Annotated in this window: 17 protein-coding genes; 9 read left to right on the forward strand and 8 right to left on the reverse strand. The window is 67.1% G+C overall.

Annotated features, from left to right (window positions below; genetic code table 11):
• Positions 1-43 precede the first annotated feature (43 nt).
• Complete coding sequence (locus tag H7H34_RS11610; protein WP_120267766.1) at positions 44-283, forward strand: hypothetical protein; 240 nt, start codon at positions 44-46, stop codon at positions 281-283.
• A gap of 167 nt (positions 284-450) precedes the next feature.
• Positions 451-792 carry an ArsR/SmtB family transcription factor gene (locus H7H34_RS11615; RefSeq protein WP_208996629.1) on the forward strand — a complete coding sequence of 114 codons (342 nt, stop codon included), beginning with the start codon at positions 451-453 and terminating at the stop codon, positions 790-792.
• A 58-nt stretch (positions 793-850) separates the two neighbouring features.
• Here H7H34_RS11615 and H7H34_RS11620 read toward each other — a convergent pair whose 3' ends face one another.
• Both H7H34_RS11620 and H7H34_RS11625 read right to left on the reverse strand, forming a co-directional pair.
• The gene (locus H7H34_RS11620) at positions 851-1,369 is read right to left on the reverse strand and encodes a CreA family protein (RefSeq protein ID WP_185925275.1); all 519 of its coding nucleotides are present in this window, start codon (positions 1,367-1,369) and stop codon (positions 851-853) included.
• 76 nt (positions 1,370-1,445) lie between these two features.
• Positions 1,446-1,826, reverse strand: coding sequence for a hypothetical protein (locus H7H34_RS11625; protein WP_185925276.1), 381 nt, complete (start codon positions 1,824-1,826; stop codon positions 1,446-1,448).
• A 208-nt stretch (positions 1,827-2,034) separates the two neighbouring features.
• Here H7H34_RS11625 and H7H34_RS11630 point away from each other — a divergent pair, with 208 nt between their 5' ends.
• Positions 2,035-2,517: a MarR family winged helix-turn-helix transcriptional regulator gene (locus H7H34_RS11630; RefSeq protein ID WP_120268344.1), complete on the forward strand. Its 483-nt coding sequence runs from the start codon at positions 2,035-2,037 to the stop codon at positions 2,515-2,517.
• A 121-nt stretch (positions 2,518-2,638) separates the two neighbouring features.
• On the forward strand, positions 2,639-3,904 hold the full coding sequence (locus H7H34_RS11635; RefSeq protein ID WP_185925277.1) for a DUF2865 domain-containing protein: 1,266 nt from the start codon (positions 2,639-2,641) through the stop codon (positions 3,902-3,904).
• On the opposite strand, the gene gltX is transcribed toward H7H34_RS11635, so the two are convergent.
• The 6 genes from gltX to H7H34_RS11665 all read right to left on the reverse strand — a co-directional run bounded on the left by gltX (position 3,867) and on the right by H7H34_RS11665 (position 12,011).
• Positions 3,867-5,240 (reverse strand): glutamate--tRNA ligase, encoded by a 1,374-nt coding sequence (gene gltX / locus H7H34_RS11640; RefSeq protein ID WP_185925278.1) that lies wholly within the window; start codon positions 5,238-5,240, stop codon positions 3,867-3,869. The two genes, H7H34_RS11635 and gltX, sit on opposite strands and share 38 nt — an antisense overlap.
• A gap of 9 nt (positions 5,241-5,249) precedes the next feature.
• The gene (locus tag H7H34_RS11645) at positions 5,250-6,497 is read right to left on the reverse strand and encodes an MFS transporter (RefSeq protein WP_185925279.1); all 1,248 of its coding nucleotides are present in this window, start codon (positions 6,495-6,497) and stop codon (positions 5,250-5,252) included.
• Between the two features lie 222 nt (positions 6,498-6,719).
• Positions 6,720-7,928, reverse strand: a complete 1,209-nt coding sequence (locus H7H34_RS11650; protein ID WP_185925280.1) for an MFS transporter — start codon at positions 7,926-7,928, stop codon at positions 6,720-6,722.
• 76 nt (positions 7,929-8,004) lie between these two features.
• A complete protein-coding gene (locus H7H34_RS11655; RefSeq protein ID WP_185925281.1) occupies positions 8,005-9,717 on the reverse strand; it encodes an NAD+ synthase in 1,713 nt (570 codons plus the stop codon).
• A gap of 105 nt (positions 9,718-9,822) precedes the next feature.
• The gene (locus H7H34_RS11660; protein WP_158592630.1) at positions 9,823-10,359 is read right to left on the reverse strand and encodes a response regulator; all 537 of its coding nucleotides are present in this window, start codon (positions 10,357-10,359) and stop codon (positions 9,823-9,825) included.
• Positions 10,360-10,625: 266 nt separating this feature from the next.
• Positions 10,626-12,011, reverse strand: a complete 1,386-nt coding sequence (locus tag H7H34_RS11665) for a class II 3-deoxy-7-phosphoheptulonate synthase (protein WP_185925282.1) — start codon at positions 12,009-12,011, stop codon at positions 10,626-10,628.
• An 815-nt stretch (positions 12,012-12,826) separates the two neighbouring features.
• On the opposite strand from H7H34_RS11665, the gene H7H34_RS11670 reads away from it, so the two are divergent.
• The 5 genes from H7H34_RS11670 to H7H34_RS11690 are packed head-to-tail and all read left to right on the forward strand — an operon-like array spanning position 12,827 to position 16,775.
• Complete coding sequence (locus H7H34_RS11670; protein ID WP_067215577.1) at positions 12,827-13,054, forward strand: hypothetical protein; 228 nt, start codon at positions 12,827-12,829, stop codon at positions 13,052-13,054.
• Positions 13,051-14,523, forward strand: coding sequence for a TolC family protein (locus tag H7H34_RS11675; protein ID WP_067215579.1), 1,473 nt, complete (start codon positions 13,051-13,053; stop codon positions 14,521-14,523). The genes H7H34_RS11670 and H7H34_RS11675 overlap by 4 nt, the downstream gene beginning before the upstream one ends.
• 17 nt (positions 14,524-14,540) lie before the next feature.
• Complete coding sequence (locus H7H34_RS11680) at positions 14,541-15,932, forward strand: multicopper oxidase family protein (protein WP_067215581.1); 1,392 nt, start codon at positions 14,541-14,543, stop codon at positions 15,930-15,932.
• A gap of 50 nt (positions 15,933-15,982) precedes the next feature.
• Positions 15,983-16,462 (forward strand): cupredoxin domain-containing protein, encoded by a 480-nt coding sequence (locus H7H34_RS11685; RefSeq protein ID WP_067218079.1) that lies wholly within the window; start codon positions 15,983-15,985, stop codon positions 16,460-16,462.
• A gap of 31 nt (positions 16,463-16,493) precedes the next feature.
• Entirely contained in the window at positions 16,494-16,775 is a 282-nt protein-coding gene (locus H7H34_RS11690) for a copper-binding protein (protein ID WP_067215583.1), read from the forward strand.
• Positions 16,776-16,804 lie beyond the last annotated feature (29 nt).

A 16,804-nucleotide genomic window follows, 5' to 3' on the forward strand; every position in this document is an offset into this window, starting at 1 on the left:
ATGATCGGCGCAGTTCAAGGCCCAGCGTATCGGAGCCAGTGCCATGCAGACGATCTTCCCGACCTCCATCACCCGCCGCGGCGCCCTCATCCGCCAGCTTGTCGCCGCCTCCCTGTTCGGCGCCTTGATGCTGGCTCCCGTTGCGGGATTCGTTTTCGCCACGGATTTCGGAGCCCGCAGCCACAGCGCGCTGGCGTTCAATGCACAGTCGGTGTGCAGAAGCGGCGAAATCAGCTGTAATCTTAACTCTCAGGCTCATAGTTCGCCTTTTAGCAATCGCTGATATCTTGCGCGGATTGAATTGTTCCACTTTAATGCCGCGACTTCGAATTGCAGGCGGTCAAAGCCCTTCCGGCAGGAGGGCGTCGCTGCTGTAGCTCGAGGCCGGTAGGTCGGCAGTTGCGGGATCTGGACCGCCTGCGGTACCCAGGGCCTTCGGTAAGGATGGAAATGATCGACGCGCTTCAGGAAAAGGCCGAGGACGCGGCGAGCTTTCTCAAGATGCTCGCCTCCGCCCCGCGCCTCATGCTGCTGTGCCATATGGCCAACGGCGAAACCAATGTCGGACAGCTCGCCGAACTTACCGGCATGCGCATGCCGACCGTCTCACAGCAACTCGCCCTGCTCCGGGCCCAGGGGCTGGTGCGCACGCGCCGCGAGGGCACGACGATCTATTACAGCCTCGACAGCGAAGTCGCGCAGGACGTCCTGTCTCTGCTGCAGAAGCACTTCTGCCCGCCCGAGACGATGGCCCGGGCCACCAACCGGCTGGAGACCAGCAGCGCCGGCTGACGGGCAGCGCGGCACCTGGTAGCGCCGCGCGTTTTCCCCTTTCGCATGACAGCGACGGTCAGTCGTCCAGCCAGTCCGCGCAGCGCGGGGCATCCGCCTCGCCCCAGGGCATGATCGGCACCGTCGAGGTCGAGTTCTTCGGGCTGCCCTCGATGATCTTGTCGGAATAGACGAGATAGACCAGTACGTTCCGCTTGGTGTCGCAGCCCCGCACGATCCGCATCTTCTTGAACAGGAAGGATCGGCGCTGGCGGAACATTTCCTCGCCCTGCTCGAACTTCGCCTTGAAGGTCACCGGCCCCACCTGCCGGCAGGCGAGCGAGATGTCGGAGACTTCCTCCGCAACGCCCAGCCAGCCCGAAACGCCCCCCTTTTCCGGCACCGTGAAATGGCAGGCCACCCCGTCGATCAGCGGGTCGTCCACCGCATACGTGGCCAGCTTGTGATCCGGCGTCAGGAACTTCCAGACCGTCGACTTCTTGAAAATCAGGTCCGGCTCGTCGGCCGACAGGGCCGGCTGCGCCAGGGCCGCGACGCTTGCAAGGGCGAGAACGGCGGCCCGCAGGAAGGATTTCATCGTCTCAATCTCCCGGTATGGTCGACCCGCATATGGGGGGCGGCCGGAAAGGGCGCAAGCGATGCGCCGGCGGACCTCAGATGAAGAGCTTTCCGATGTGAACGACCGCAACGAGCGGCGAAGGCGTCGACAGCAACGCCAGGGCCGCAAGGCTGAGAAGCCCCAACACCAGGTTGGCGCCGGCCAGCCCGCGCTCTCCGGCTCTTGCGGCCATGCGCCAGCAGGTGCCATGGGTCAGCATGACAAGCACGGCCAGAACACCCGCGGTCAGCATCCCCCGCTCATCCTGCACGCCGGCATGAAACAAGACCATCGGCAGGAAGGCGCCGGCCAGCGGCAGCAGCAAGACGTGGTTGAGCACCGTCCACACCAGAGCGGGGCTTTGCGGTTTCGGCGGTGCGGCGGCGGCCTTTTCGGGTGCCGGTGCCTTGTCCGTCCGTTCTGCCGTTTTCGCCATCCTGTCGCTGTTCCTGTATGAAACTTCGTCGCCCCGCCCATACCTGACTGCCACGCTCGGCCCCTGGCTGCAAGACGATCCGGTGGCACCCGGTGTCGCACCCTTGCCGGACTCGCGGCAATGGTTAGAATTGAAACGATACATGCGATTATTGCCGCTGCCGGCCGGGCACGCCTGTCTCCCGGCAGCAGCCGAAAGCGAGCAGTCCATGAGCAACGATCAAAGGCCTCTCGAGCTGGAGGGGTTTCTTCCCTATCGGCTCAACGTGCTTGCCGAGACCGTCAGCCAGTCGCTAGCCGGCATCTATCGCCGTGACTATGCCATCAGCGTGCCGGAGTGGCGGATCATGGCGACCCTGGGCCAGTTCGGCACGATGACCGCCAAGGAGATCGGCGAGCACAGCCGCATGCACAAGACCAAGGTTTCGCGCGCCGTCGCCAGTCTCGAGCATCGCAGCTTTCTTCAGCGGACCGCCAACACCCGCGACATGCGCGAGAGCTTCCTGCAGCTGACGGAAAAAGGCATCGCCGCCTATCGCAAGCTGGTGCCGGAGGCGCACCGCTTCATAGAGGCGTTGGTGGCGCCGCTCGACCCTGCCGACAGGCAGGTGTTCGACCGGGTGCTGGAGCAACTGGCGCGGCGCGCAGAGGAACTGAGCGCGGATCTCGAAGGCTCCAACGCGCCCGCCTAGGCGCGAATTTACTAAAAGTTGAGCATTTCCTTGTGCCGCCCCGCGACCTGACGCCATAGTCGGCCGCGTTGGACCCTGGCTACGGTCAGGCAACGCTCTTTTGCTCAAGCGGATCGCATCGATGGCTCTGGAAACCGGCATTGGAAAAGGACTGCTGCGCGGCCTCGTGGCTGCGGGCCTGATCCTTGCCGTCAGCGGCCCGGCCATTGCTGCCAGCTGCTCGGCCCTGCGTGCCGAACTCCAGCAGATCTCCGCCGGCGGCTCGCGCTCTCCCGAATATGCCAAGTGGGACGATGCCCACCGCGCCCAGTCGCAGGCCTTGGGGCTGGCCGAGCGCGACTTCCGCCATCTCGGCTGTGGCGGCGCCGCCAGCGCCCCGTCCTGCAAGGGGCTGAAGCCTAAGATCGAGCGCATGCGCGCCAACCTTGCCAAGATCGACCGTCAGCGCGCCCGCCACGCCGGCAGCCGCAGCACCGGCCGCGAGGCAGCCTTGCGAAAGGCCCTCGCCCGCCAGAACTGCGATGCCCCGCAGCAGGCCCGCGCGCCTGCAAATACCGGCATCCGCTCTGCTCCGCCCTCCGGCGGCGGCTTCCTCTCGCTGTTCGGCATCGGCCGGGGCAACGGCGCGGTGACGCATCAGGCCGCCGTGGAGCCGCAGCGGACGGAGACGCGGCCGCGCTCGACCGTGCGCTTCAGCTCCGGCGACAACGCCACCATGGTTCGCCGGCCCTCCGGACCGACCTACCGGACCATGTGCGTGCGCATGTGCGACGGGTTCTTCTTCCCCGTCAGCTTCTCCACCGGCGAGGAGGGCTTCGGCCGCGATGCCGCCGTGTGCCGCTCCATGTGCCCAGGCGCGCAGGCCGAACTCTTCGTCCATCGCAATCCGGGCGAGACGGTCGAGAACCTCGTCTCCATCACGGGCATGCCCTATGGCGACCTGCCCAACGCCAACCGGTTCCGCGTCGCCTATGTGGAAGGGTGCGGCTGCCAGCCGAGCGCCGACCGCCAGACCATGGCAAGTCTGATCCGCAGCGGTGACGACGAGGCCGCCAGCTACCTGCGCGATGTCGACGTCGAGGCCGGCGTGAAACAGGAACTGCGCAGCGGCGTCACGCCCGACGGGATCGGAGCCGACGACGCACAGCAGGCCATCGAAACCCTGCAGCTGCAGGACCCGGACACGCGCACCAACATGGAGCTCGGCTATTCGCCGGTGCGCCAGGGTCCGTCGCTGCCGGTTCTGGGCTCCCCCTCGCGCCACAAGGCGGAAGTCGCCACCTCGGCCGAGCTGCCGGCCGAGAACGCCGACACGGAAGGCTCGTCGGAGCCTCCGGCCGAGCGCAATGTCAGGATAGTCGGGCCGCGCTATTTCGTTGCCCAATAAGCGGCAGCAGGGCTTTCATGTCCGGCCCGTGCTCTTCGCCCGTCAGCGCCTTGCGCAGCGGCAGGAACAATGCCCGCCCCTTCCGGCCCGTTCGCTCCTTGAGCGCACCCGTCCAGGCTCCCCAGGTGGTCTCGTCGTAGGGCTCCTGCGGCAGAAGCTCTGCCGCCTCGCGAAGGAACGCACCGTCTTCCTCGGCAACCGACAGCGGCTGTGGTGACGTCACCGCCCGCCACCAGCGCGCAGCATCCGCCACCGTCTCGCAATTCTCCCGCACCGCCAGCCAGAAGGCCTCGCCCCCCGGATGCGTCTCGGCGATACCAAGGCCCGACAGCCTGTCCGCGACGGCGGCATATGGCAGGGCATGCACCAGCTTCGCATTGAGCGGCCGCAGCTCCTGCGGATCGAACTTCGCCGACGAGCGCGACACGTCGGCCAAATCGAAGATCTCCGCCAGCCGGGACAGGTCGTCCGCCGGCTCCACCGCATGGCTGGTACCGGTCAGAACCGCCAGCGAGGCAACCGACATCGGCTCGAACCCATCCTCGCGCAGCGAGCGCAGCGACAGCGCGCCCTTGCGTTTCGACAGGCCTTCGCCGGAAATCGTCGTCAGCAGGTTGTGATGGCCGAAGATCGGCGGGGCCGCGTCCAGCGCCTCGAAAATGGCGATCTGCACGCCGGTATTGGCCACATGGTCCTCGCCGCGGATGACATGGGTCACCCCGGCGGCGATGTCGTCGACGATAGAGGGCAGCGTATAGAGATAGCTGCCGTCCTCGCGCACCAGCACCGGATCGGACAGCGACGCAAGATCGATGCTCTGCGCCCCGCGGCACAGGTCGTCCCAGCTGCGCTCCACCCGCCGCGTGACGAAAGGATCGCCGTCGTGGTTCGGCAGCAGGAAGCGCCAGTGCGGCCGTCGCCCCTCCGCTTCCAGCCGCGCCCGCTCCGCGTCATCGAGGCGTAGCGCCGCCCGGTCGTAGACCGGCGGGCGCCCGAGCGCGCGCGCCCTTGCGCGTCGCCGCTCCAGCTCGTCCGACGTCTCGTAGCAGGGATAGAGCAGTCCGGCCGCCTTGAGCTTTTCGGCCGCCGCATCGTAGAGCGGCAGCCGGTCCGACTGGCGGAAGCTCTCATGCGGCGCGATGCCGAGCCAGCCGAGATCCTCCGCGATCGCTGCGGCGAACTCTTCGGTCGAGCGCTCCTTGTCGGTGTCGTCGTAGCGCAGGATGAAGCGCCCCTCGCGGCGCAGCGCGAAGAGCCAGTTGATCAGCGCCGGACGGGCATTGCCGATGTGCAGGAAGCCCGTGGGTGACGGGGCGAAGCGAACGGTGACTGTCATGGCCACCTCTTAGCCGGAAGCAGGTTCCCCCGCAACGCCGCCCTCCGCCGGGCGCTGCCGCACATGGCGCGACACCAGCGTGAGGGCCAGCGCCGCCAGCAGGCAGTAGAGCGCCATGGCATAGACCTGCAACGAATACGGCACGCCGGCATCGATCAGATAGCCGGTGAGGCCCGGCCCCAGCGCCGAGGCAAAGACCATCATCGCCACCGTCACGGAGCGGATCGAGCCGAGGTGCCGCGCGCCATAGATCTCCGGCCACAGGGCGCCGAACAGGGTAGAGCTGAACCCGTAGCTGATGCCGAGCAGCGCCATGAAACCGAACGCGGCGAAGGGGTGAGTCACCGTCCCCAGCAGCACGCAGGCGAGCCCCAGCGGCAACAGGAAGGTCGGCAGCAGCCGCAAGGCTGTCACCTTGTCCACCAGATAGCCGGCCAGCAGCGCGCAGCTGATGGTCATCGCCGACATGGCCATGAAGGCCGAGGCGAACAGTTCCATCGACCAGCCGCGCAGCTCCACCAGATAGACCTGATGGAAGAAGATCGTCGTCCCGATGAAGGGCGGCGCCAGCGTGCCGGCGGAAATGATCCAGTAGGCCGGATCGCGCAGCACCTCCGCGCGGGTCCATTGCCGCTGCGCCACCGGGCGCTCGTCCGTGTGGATGGTGCCGCGCGGCACCCGCTCGACCTTCAGCAGCAGGAGCAGCGCCGGCAGCGCCACCAGCACCAGCACGGCAACGCCCAGCCACCATGTGCCGCGCCAGCCCAGCAGGCCGGCCAGCGTGACGAAGACCAGCGGCAGGCTCGCCTCGCCGCACTGGATCCCGAGCGAGGCGATGGAGACCGCGCGGCCGCGCTGCGCATCGTACCAGCGGCCCATCGCGGTCATCGCCACATGGGTCATCATGCCCTGGCCGAACAGCCGCAAGCCGTAGAGCACCACGAACAGCATGGCGACCGAGGAGACGCTGGCCATCCCGGCGGTGAACAGCGCGAGCCCCGCCACCACGCCGCCGGCAACCAGCGCCAGCGGGAAATTGTCGACCACCTTGCCGACGAAGGTCAGCGACAGCGCCGAGCACAGGGTCGCGGCCATGTAGAGCCCGCCGAACGCGCCGTGGCTCAGCCCGAACTCGGCCCTCAGGTCTCCCGCCACCAGCGAGATGAAATAGGTCTGCCCGAAACTGGAGAAGAAGGTCAGCAGCAGTCCGGCCGCAAGCCAGCGGAGATTGTCGCGCAGGAAGGTGAAGAAGGGCATGGCAGCAATCCGCGGCAAAAGTGGCAAGTCCGCAAGCCGGCAAGCCCGCCTCCCGCACCAAGCCGGAGCATGGCGCGGAGCGAAGGGCGGTGCGACCGCAGGTCGATCATCATGTGGAGCGCAGGCCGGCGGCACCGGTCGCAGGACCAGGAAAGAGCGGTCAGGATAGAGAAACTTCTCGCCCGGCGAAAGAGATCGTCCTTTTCGACAAGGCCGGCGGGTTCAGGCGGACACAGCCCCTCCCCGCTGTCTCCACGCCAGAACGGCAAGGCACACGAGCGCCGCCAGCGCCAGCATCGCCAGCCCCGAGGCATAGACCGCCACGCCCGCGACACCGGCACTGTCGAGCACAAGGGTCACCAGCAGCGGCCCTGCTGCCATCGCGACATTGCTCGGCAGCGACAGGTTGGCCGCCGCGCGCGCATAGCGGCTTGCCGAAAAGAAGCTGAGCGGTAGCAGCGCACGTGTCAGTGCCGAAATGCCCGAGCCGAAGCCGTAGAACGCAATGAAGAGATAGAGCAGCGAAGCCTGCCCGTCGGCGAGGAGCAGCAGCAGGGGCGAGCCCACCAGCAGCGCGGCGGCAATGAGGCCCGAGGTCAGCGGCGTTGCGAACCGCCCCGCCAGAATATCGGCAAGCCGCGCCGTGATCCCGAGCACCGAGCGCAGGGCGCCGAGTTCCAGGGCCAGAGCCGGCGACGCACCCGACATCTGCAGCAAGGCGATCAGCGACGGCGCGAGACCCGTGGTGACCAGGCTGAAGACGATGGACACCAGCGCGATCAGCCAGAAAGCAAGGCGCGCCTGTGCCTGCGTCAGCCGCAACGGCTCGACAGCGGCGGCCGCGGCCCGCGCTGCACCTCCGTCCTCGTCGCGCGGCGACGGCAGGGCGAAGAGATAGAGCGGGCACAGCGCTGCTTGTGTTCCGGCTGCTGCCAGCATCGCCATGCGCCAGCCGATCGCCCCTTCCAGAAGGCTCCACAGCGGCCAGGCGACGGCGGCCGACAGCCCGGTGAAGATCATCAGGATGCCGATGGAGCGCCGGGCACCCGCCCCTTCCCGCTCGACCACCGCCGCGTTGCACGGCACGGTCAGGCCGAGTGCGCCGCCGATCCCCATCACCAGCCAGGCGGCGTAGTAGAGCACGACACCCTGCGCCAGGCTCATGGCGAGAAGCCCCGCCGCCATGGTCGCAGCTCCCGCTGCGAGCACCCTTGCAGCGCCATGCCGCTCGATCAGCCGTCCGGTCAGCGGGCCGGCGAACCCGCCCAGAAGCATCATCGCCGTCAGGCCGCCGAAGGCGAGCGCGTTCGACATCCCGAGCTCGGCGGTGATCTGCCGACCCAGCACGCCGGGCATGTCGAAGGTCGTTCCCCAACCGACGATCTGGCCGGCGGCAAGGATGGCGACCAGGCGAAGCCTGTCGAGACGCATGGTCCCTCGCGCGAGGGCTCGTGTGGCAGGAGCGGCAGCAGCCCGGCCGGGCTTGGCTGCCACTGAAAGACGCGGCCTAGCTGCGGTCGCGGAAGCGGTTGGTGATCGGATAGCGGCGGTCGCGGCCGAAATTCTTGCGGGTGATCTTCACGCCCGGCGCCGACTGCCGGCGCTTGTACTCGGCGATGTAGAGCAGGTGCTCGATGCGGTGGATCAGCTCGCGGTCATGGCCGCGCGCCTCGATATCGCCCACCGACATCTCGTTCTCCACCAGACATTCGAGAATGTCGTCGAGCACGTCATAGGGCGGCAGCGAATCCTGGTCCGTCTGGTTCTCGCGCAGCTCCGCGGTCGGCACCTTGTCGATGATGTTGACCGGGATCACCTCGCCGGCAGGACCGAGCAGGCCGTCCGGCCGGTTGGCGTTGCGCCAAGCGGCGAGCCGATAGACCTGCGTCTTGTAGAGGTCCTTGATCGGGTTGAAGCCGCCGTTCATGTCGCCGTAGAGCGTCGCATAGCCGACGGACATTTCCGACTTGTTGCCCGTGGTCGCGACCATGGAGCCGAACTTGTTGGAGATCGCCATCAGGATCGTGCCGCGCGCGCGCGACTGCAGGTTCTCTTCCGTCACGCCGCTGTCGGTGCCGGCGAACAGGCCCGAAAGTCCTTCCGAAAAGCCCTCCACCGCCGGGGCGATCGCCACCGTGTCGTAGCGCACGCCGAGCGCCTTGGCGCAGGCTTCGGCATCCACGAGGCTCTCCGTCGAGGTATAGCGATAGGGTAGCATCACGCAGTGGACCTTGTCGCCCCCCAGCGCATCCACCGCCATCGCCGCCACCACCGCACTGTCGATGCCGCCGGACATACCCAGCACCACGCCCGGAAAGCGGTTCTTGTTCACATAGTCGCGAAAGCCTAGGACGCAGGCCTGCCAGCGCGCGGCATCGATATCCGGCAGATCAGCCTTCGGCCCGTTCTCGCAGACCCAGCCTCCATCCGCATCGCGGCGCCAGTCGGTGATCGCGATCTCCTCGACGAACTCGCCCATCTGGAAGGCAAGGCGCCGGTCCGCCTGCAGCGCGAAGGACGCGCCGTCGAACACCAGTTCGTCCTGGCCGCCAAGCTGGTTGCAATAGACCAGCGGCAGGCCCGTCTCGACCACGCGCTGCACCATCACCTGCAGACGCACCTCGGGCTTGCCGGCATAGAAGGGCGACCCGTTCGGCACCAGCAGCAGCTCCGCGCCGGTCTCCTCCAGGCACTCGCACACTTCCTCGGTCCACGCATCCTCGCAGACCGGCAGGCCGATACGGATGCCGCGAAAGCCGACCGGTCCCGGCAAGGGGCCAGCCTGGAACACGCGCTTTTCGTCGAACTCGCCGTAGTTCGGCAGATCGTATTTGAACCGGACACCCTCGATGCGTCCGCCGTCGATCAGCGCCACCGCATTGTGCAGCTTGTCGACCTCGCGCCACGGCAGGCCGATCACGACACCGGGCCCGCCATCGGCGGTGTCGGCGACCAGCTCGTCCAGCGCTGCCCGGCAGGCGGCGACGAAAGCGGGCTTGAGCACCAGATCCTCCGGCGGATAGCCGGACAGGAACAGCTCCGACAGCAAAACGAGATCGGCCCCGGCGGCGGCGGCTTGCGCACGGGCGCGGCGCGCCAGCGCCAGGTTGCCCTCCACGTCGCCGACGGTCGGGTTCATCTGGGCCACCGCCAGCCGCAGCCTGTCGGCAGGGCCGGAAGAGACGGTTTTCAGGGAGGATTCGGTCGGTGTCGCGCTCATGAAAACGGGTGTAGCCCGGCCCTTGCGCTTGCGCAATCGGCGAGAGCGCATGAGCGGGCCGCGCAGCGCGCGTCGCTGCCCCTGGGGCCGCGGAAGGTCTCTCGACTACAGGTAGACAGTGCCCTGCCCGCCGGCGGAGCGCTGCGCCTTCAAGGCTGCCGCCGCCACTTCCGGCGCCGGCATTGCCGACGGCTCATAGCTGCCTCTTGGGGCCGGCCGCAACCGGTCCACCGCCCGCACGAACGGCCTGTGCTCGGTCAAGACCCGCTGCAGGCGCTGGTAGAGCATGGCCGGCGAAACCGGTTTTGCCAGGAATTCGTGGATGCCGAGCTCCACTGCCTTGAGAACAACGGGCTTGCGCGCATCCGCGCTCACCATGATCACCGGCGTGGTGGCCACGCCCGTATCGGTGTCGCTGCGCAGGATCGAAAGAAACTCCGCACCGTTGAGCGGCGACATCACCCAGTCGCAGATGACGACATCGGGCTTTCGCTCCAGCGTTACCGCCAGACCGTCCGCTCCGTCCGACGCATCCGAGATACGCCGAATGCCGAACCCGTTCAGGATCGCCCTGAACAGGCTGCGCATATGCGAGTTGTCGTCGATAACCAAAACCGACACTGCTGAAAGGTCGAGTAACATGCCGTTCGGTCCCCTCCCGATTGGCTCATACTTATAAATATACGAAATACGGAAATATTTCGTTACGTAAGTTTCAGACGATAACATCGACTGCTGGGGCGCTCATCTGCTCGTCCGACCTGCGGCCTCGGCGCGCGATCCATACCCGCAATACCTTTCGGGAAGCCTACCGCCCGGCGCGGCAGGGCACGAAAACGACAACGCCGCCGGGAGGATCCCGGCGGCGTCGATGACGATTGCGTGCTCCGGCAGTGAACCGAAGCGGCTCAGGCGATGGCCGCCTCGCGCTCCGGATTGCCGCGCAGGTCGCGCTCCTTGCGGACGTTCTCGGCCACCATGAAGGCGAGCTCGATGGCCTGCTCGGCATTGAGCCGCGGGTCGCAATAGGTGTGGTAGCGGTCGGCGAGATCCTCGGCCGTCAGCGCCCGGGCACCGCCCGTGCACTCGGTGACGTTCTTGCCGGTCATCTCCACATGGATACCGCCGGCATAGCTGCCTTCCGCCCGGTGCACCGCGAAGAAGGCCTCGACCTCCCGCATGATGCGGTCGAACGGACGCGTCTTGTAGCCACCGGCGGTGATCGTGTTGCCGTGCATGGGATCGCACGACCACACCACCTTCCGGCCCTCGCGCTCCACCGCGCGCACCAGCTGCGGCAGGTGCTCGAACACCTTGTCCGCGCCGAAGCGGCAGATCAGCGTCAATCGGCCGGCCTCGTTGGCCGGGTTCAGCGTGTCGATCAGCTGCAGCAACTCGTCGGCCTTCAGGCTCGGGCCGCATTTCAGGCCGATCGGGTTCTTGATGCCGCGGAAGAACTCGACATGCGCATGGTCCGGCTGGCGGGTGCGGTCGCCGATCCACAGCATGTGGCCGGAGGTCGCGTACCAGTCGCCGGAGGTGCTGTCGACGCGGGTCATCGCCTGCTCGTAGCCCAGCAGAAGGGCCTCGTGGCTGGTGAAGAAATCGGTCGAGCGCAGCTGCGGCGCGCTGTCCGGGTCGATGCCGCAGGCGCGCATGAACTCCAGGCTCTCCGAGATCCGGTCGGCGAGCACCTGGTAGCGATGGCTCTGCGGGCTATCCTTGACGAAGGACAGCATCCAGCGATGCACGTGGTCGAGATTGGCGAAACCGCCCTGCGCGAAGGCGCGCAGCAGGTTCAGCGTCGCGGCCGACTGGCGGTAGGCCATGACCTGGCGCTGCGGATCCGGCTCACGGGATTCCGGCGTGAAGGCGATGTCGTTGACGATATCGCCGCGGTAGCTCGGCAGCTCCACGTCGCCCTGCTTCTCCATCGGCGAGGAGCGCGGCTTGGCGAACTGGCCGGCGATGCGGCCGACCTTCACCACCGGCTGCGCCGAGGCATAGGTGAGCACGACGGCCATCTGCAGGAAGACGCGGAAGAAGTCGCGGATGTGGTCCGCGTGGTGCTCCGCAAAGCTCTCCGCACAATCGCCGCCCTGCAGCAGGAATCCGCGACCTTCGGCCACTTCGGCGAGCTGGGCCTTCAGCTTCCTCGCCTCACCTGCAAAAACGAGCGGCGGAAAGTCGGACAGGCGGCGCTCCACTTCCGCGAGCGCGTCCGCGTCGCGATACTCGGGCACCTGCACGATCGGCATCGACCGCCAGCTATCCGGTGTCCAGTTCTGCGCCATTGTTCCAACTCCGTATAAACGACCTTCGGCAAGATCTTGTGCCTGCAGGCATCCGCTCCGGTTGCGTGTTTCGTCTGTCCCCGCTCGCCCGATCATATGTTGCGTGGGCGACGGGTGCCGGGCGTTATACACGCGGCAGCGTGGCGAGGCCACAGATAACGTCGCAACGGATGAGCCAGCAGAGTGGCACTGCAAGCGCTCCGAAGGTCCGCAATGCTGCCGATCACATTCCCGAGAGCAGCGGCCGACAGTGCTCGTGCCTCTTGCACGTGGCTGCCGTCTGACTCATTATCCGGCGTCATGGAGAGTCGTGCCCGCCTCTTTGCTGCAACTCTGTGCCGCCTCGTTCTCGTGGCGATGATTGCGCTTGCAGGTGCCACCGCCGGCAATCTGAGCGACGCCTTTGCCGCAGCGGTCCCGGCCGCTCGCCAGCAAGCCCACATTCACGCCCCGTCGCCGATGGTTGCCGCACACGCAGCCGACGACGCGCATGCAGCCGGTCACGGCAGCGCAAGATCTCACGACATGGCGCCGCACGCCTCGCACGGACAGACGCCCGAAGGCTCCCACCACCAGACGGGCTCCACGGTCGACTGTTGTCTCTCCTTCTGTTTTCCCGGACTGGCCGAAGATTGCGCCCCCGGTTTCGCGCATCTTCCCGCTGCAAAGCCGGAGAGCGACCATGCGGTTCGCCTCGAGCCGCAACCGCCCCACCCGACCGACCGCCCTCCTCGAGCCTGACAGGCCGGCCTGAAAAGGCCGTTGCCGCGCGGTGAACCCGCGCGGCCGCATCCTGTCATTCTCGAGGACTTGTCATGATATCCAGACTGCTTGCGGCCCTCGCGCCGCTGGCGGTGGCCGCCTGTGCCACCGTCCCGGCAACCGTGTCCGGTTACGGACCGCTGCCGGAAGACCCGCACGCCGCCACCGTGCCTTTGCGACCGGCCAGCGTCGTCGCTCCCTACGAGCACCGCATTCCCGTGGAGCCGGGCAACTGGCGGGACCTGAACGACCGCCAGGCACCGGGCGGAGGTGCGTCATGAGGCCCTCCCTTCGTTCCCTCGCCGTGTTGACGGCGCCCCTGCTGCTCGGCGGCTGCATCGCCACGGCTGCTACGGATGCCTACGGGCCCGGCGATGCCGGCTTCGTCACCGTCGCCGGCCAGGTGGCACCAGCGCTCGGCGGCAACACCCCCACATGGGTCCAGACCCCCGAGCAGGCCCGCGCGGCCTCCGAGCGCGTGCGTTCCATGGTCCACAAGAAGACCATCAGCGCCGAAACCGCCGTTCAGGTGGCCTTGATCAACAATCGCGGCCTGCAGGCGGCCTATTCGGATCTCGGCATCAGCGCCGCCGATGCCTGGCAGCAGACCCTGCTGCCGAACCCGAACATTTCGGTCGGCCTGCTCGGCATCGGCCAACCCGGCCTGGTCGCCTTCAAGACCATCGAGGGGATGGTCGCCAACAACATCCTGGCCCTCCTGACGCACAAGCGGCGCAGCGAGATCGCCGAGACCCGCTTCCGCCAGGCGCAGATGCGGGCGGCGGAGGAAACCCTGCGCGTTGCCAACGAGACGCGCAGCGCATGGATCGAGACGGTCGCCGCCTTCGAGACGGTCGCCCTCCTCAACCAAGCCCGTCAAGCCGCCGATGCGGCCTCCGAGCTTGCCGAAAAGCTCGGCGAGACCGGCGCCATGCCCAAGGCTGCGCAGGCGCGCGAACACGCGTTCAACGCGGAACTGGTCGGCCAGATCGCGGAGGCCCGGCTTGCCGCGCGGCTCGCCAAGGAAAAGCTCGCCCGCGCGATGGGGCTATGGGGCGCGGACACCGCGTTCTTCGTGCCCGACGCGCTTCCCCCGCTTCCCGGCCGCCTGATGAACAAGGAGCATGTCGAGCGGGAGGCGCTGCAGCGCCGGGTCGACCTGCAGATCGCGAAGATAGAGCTGGAGGCTACGGCCCGCGAGCTCGGACTGACCGAGGCGACCCGCTACGTCACCGATCTCGGCCTCGTCGCCGGCTTCGAAAGCGAGCGCGAGAAGGAGGACGGCAAGACCCGGCTCACCGGCACGGCCCAGGTGGAGCTGGATTTCGCGATCCCGATCTTCGACAGCGGCGCGGCCCGCATGAAGAAGGCGGAGTTCACCTACATGCGTGCCGCCAATCGCCTGGCGGAACGTGCGGTCAACATTCGCTCGCAGGCGCGCTCCGCCTATCTGGCCTACCGCGCCTCGCACGAGATCGCCCGCCACTACCGCAACTCGGTCCTGCCCCTGCGCAACCAGATCGAGGAGGAATCCCTCCTCACCTACAACGGCATGATCACCAACACGTTCGAGCTGCTGGCCGATACCAGGGCGCGGATCGGCACCGTCCTGATGGCCTCACGCGCCAAGCGGGACTTCTGGCTCGCGGAAGCGGGCCTGGCCGCCGCGATCCATGGCGGCGGTGAAGCCCCGGCCGCAGGCGGTGGCAGCGAAGCCGCGGTCGCCGATGCCGGCGGCGGCGGACATTGATGGCGAAGGAGACTGCAATGCTGAACAGACGTCAGATCCTGGGCGCCGGCGCTGCGGGCGCGGCCCTCGTGTCCTCCACCGCCTGGTCCCAGACCAGCAATCGCGGACTGCCTGAGGCGGCGACGATGGACACGCCCGCAACCCAGGCCCCGCTCACCCCCACCTCGGGCCCGGACTACAACCCCGTCGTTACCCTGAACGGCTGGACCCTGCCCCACCGCATGAACAACGGCGTCAAGGAGTTCCACCTCGTCGCCGAGCCGGTGGAGCGGGAGCTTGCCGACGGCATGACCGCCTTCCTGTGGGGCTATAACGGCCAGTCCATCGGCCCGACCATCGAAGCGGTCGAGGGCGACAGGGTGCGCATCTTCGTCACCAACCGCCTGCCCGAGCACACCTCCGTGCACTGGCACGGCATGATCCTGCCTTCCGGCATGGACGGCGTCGGCGGCCTGTCGCATCCGGGCATCCCGCCGGGCAAGACCTTCGTCTACGAGTTCGACCTCGTGAAGAGCGGGACGTTCATGTACCACCCGCACGCCGACGAGATGGTGCAGATGGCCATGGGCATGATGGGGTTCTTCATCGTGCATCCGAAGGACCCGGCCTTCATGCGTGTCGACCGTGATTTCCTGATCATGCTCAACGCCTTCGACATCGATCCCGGCTCCTACGTGCCGAAGATCATGACGATGACCGACTTCAACCTGTGGACCTGGAACAGCCGGATCTTTCCCGACATCGATCCGCTCGTCGTCGGACTGGGAGACCGGGTGCGGGTGCGCGTCGGTAACCTGACCATGACCAACCACCCCATCCACATGCACGGCTACGACTTCGAGGTCACCTGTACGGATGGTGGCTGGGTGCGCCCTGAGGCGCGCTGGCCGGAAGTGTCCATCGATATTCCCGTCGGCGCCATGCGTGCCTACGAGTTCGACGCGGTCCACCCGGGCGACTGGGCGATCCACTGCCACAAGTCGCATCACACGATGAACGCCATGGGCCACGACGTGCCGACCTTCATCGGCGCCGACAAGCGCTCGGTCACCGCGAAGATCCGCAAGCTACAGCCCGAATACATGCCGATGGGCTCCAACGGCATGGCCGAAATGGGCGAGATGGAAATGCCCCTGCCCGACAACACGGTTCCGATGATGGCCGGCTGGGGGCCCCATGGCCCGCTGGAAATGGGCGGGATGTTCTCCGTGGTGAAGGTCCGCGACGGCATTCAGCCGGGCGATTACGCCGATCCCGGCTGGTACGAGAACCCGCCCGGAACACAGGCTTGGGAGTGGGCCGGCGAACTGCCGGACGTCACCCGTGCCGACAGCCCTTCCACCACGCTCACCGATGCTCCGGCCAGCGCACCCGCACAGCGTGCCTCACACCGGCAGCATGGCGGCTGAGGCCGCTCCATACCCCGAAACGGAAAGGACAGAACATGCAGACAAAGACCATGAAGATGCTCGCCGTGGCCCTCTGCGCCCTCGCGCTCGGTCAGGGCGACGCGATCGCCGCCGGCACTCATGCCGGAGGCCACGGGGACAAGATGGCCGCCGGCACCCCCGGCGAGGCATCACAGGCGACGCGCACCGTACGTGTCGAACTGAAGGAGACCGAAGACGGCATGGCGATTGATCCGGCGGCCCTTCAGGTGCGCCAGGGCGAGACCATCCGCTTTCTCGTTCGCAACGTCGGAGAGATCGAGCACGAGTTCGTCATCGACACGCCGGTCCGCAACCAGGAGCACAAGAAGGTGATGGCCCAGTTCCCGGACATGGAGCACGACGATCCCAACTCCGTCCGGCTCGAGCCGGGCGCCGAGGGCGAGGTCGTGTGGACCTTCAGCAATACCGGCAGCTTCGAGTTCGCCTGCCTGATCCCCGGTCACTACGAGTCCGGCATGCATGGCGACATCGACGTCGCACACAAGTGAGCAGCCCCTCCCCAACGAAAAGGACGACAAGATGAAACTCGCAACAGCCTTCGTCGTAGCCCTGCTCCTCGTCTCCGGAGCGTCTACCGCGCTCGCGGCAGAGTTCACCAAGGGCGTGGTCAAGAAGGTCGACCTTCGCGCCAAGAAGGTCACCATCGTCCATGAGGAACTGACATCCCTCGACATGCCGGCCATGACCATGGTCTTCCGCGTCGCCGAAGAGGCGATGTGGGAGCATTTGCAGGAAGGCAAGGAGATCGAGTTCGTCGCCGGACGAGTCAACGGCAAGATCACCGTGACCGAACTGAAGTGACGCGGCGCGCCGGAGCGGCATCCTCCGCT

It is taken from the genome of Stappia sp. 28M-7 (genome assembly GCF_014252955.1).
GTDB lineage: Bacteria > Pseudomonadota > Alphaproteobacteria > Rhizobiales > Stappiaceae > Stappia.

Excerpts from the sequence above, each read along its gene's own strand:
- H7H34_RS11610 (WP_120267766.1), top strand. The coding sequence starts at position 44 with ATGCAGACGATCTTCCCGACCTCCATCACCCGCCGCGGCGCCCTCATC.
- H7H34_RS11615 (WP_208996629.1), top strand. The coding sequence starts at position 451 with ATGATCGACGCGCTTCAGGAAAAGGCCGAGGACGCGGCGAGCTTTCTC.
- H7H34_RS11620 (WP_185925275.1), bottom strand. The coding sequence starts at position 1,369 with ATGAAATCCTTCCTGCGGGCCGCCGTTCTCGCCCTTGCAAGCGTCGCG.
- H7H34_RS11625 (WP_185925276.1), bottom strand. The coding sequence starts at position 1,826 with ATGGCGAAAACGGCAGAACGGACGGACAAGGCACCGGCACCCGAAAAG.
- H7H34_RS11630 (WP_120268344.1), top strand. The coding sequence starts at position 2,035 with ATGAGCAACGATCAAAGGCCTCTCGAGCTGGAGGGGTTTCTTCCCTAT.
- H7H34_RS11635 (WP_185925277.1), top strand. The coding sequence starts at position 2,639 with ATGGCTCTGGAAACCGGCATTGGAAAAGGACTGCTGCGCGGCCTCGTG.
- gltX (WP_185925278.1), bottom strand. The coding sequence starts at position 5,240 with ATGACAGTCACCGTTCGCTTCGCCCCGTCACCCACGGGCTTCCTGCAC.
- H7H34_RS11645 (WP_185925279.1), bottom strand. The coding sequence starts at position 6,497 with ATGCCCTTCTTCACCTTCCTGCGCGACAATCTCCGCTGGCTTGCGGCC.
- H7H34_RS11650 (WP_185925280.1), bottom strand. The coding sequence starts at position 7,928 with ATGCGTCTCGACAGGCTTCGCCTGGTCGCCATCCTTGCCGCCGGCCAG.
- H7H34_RS11655 (WP_185925281.1), bottom strand. The coding sequence starts at position 9,717 with ATGAGCGCGACACCGACCGAATCCTCCCTGAAAACCGTCTCTTCCGGC.
- H7H34_RS11660 (WP_158592630.1), bottom strand. The coding sequence starts at position 10,359 with ATGTTACTCGACCTTTCAGCAGTGTCGGTTTTGGTTATCGACGACAAC.
- H7H34_RS11665 (WP_185925282.1), bottom strand. The coding sequence starts at position 12,011 with ATGGCGCAGAACTGGACACCGGATAGCTGGCGGTCGATGCCGATCGTG.
- H7H34_RS11670 (WP_067215577.1), top strand. The coding sequence starts at position 12,827 with ATGATATCCAGACTGCTTGCGGCCCTCGCGCCGCTGGCGGTGGCCGCC.
- H7H34_RS11675 (WP_067215579.1), top strand. The coding sequence starts at position 13,051 with ATGAGGCCCTCCCTTCGTTCCCTCGCCGTGTTGACGGCGCCCCTGCTG.
- H7H34_RS11680 (WP_067215581.1), top strand. The coding sequence starts at position 14,541 with ATGCTGAACAGACGTCAGATCCTGGGCGCCGGCGCTGCGGGCGCGGCC.
- H7H34_RS11685 (WP_067218079.1), top strand. The coding sequence starts at position 15,983 with ATGAAGATGCTCGCCGTGGCCCTCTGCGCCCTCGCGCTCGGTCAGGGC.
- H7H34_RS11690 (WP_067215583.1), top strand. The coding sequence starts at position 16,494 with ATGAAACTCGCAACAGCCTTCGTCGTAGCCCTGCTCCTCGTCTCCGGA.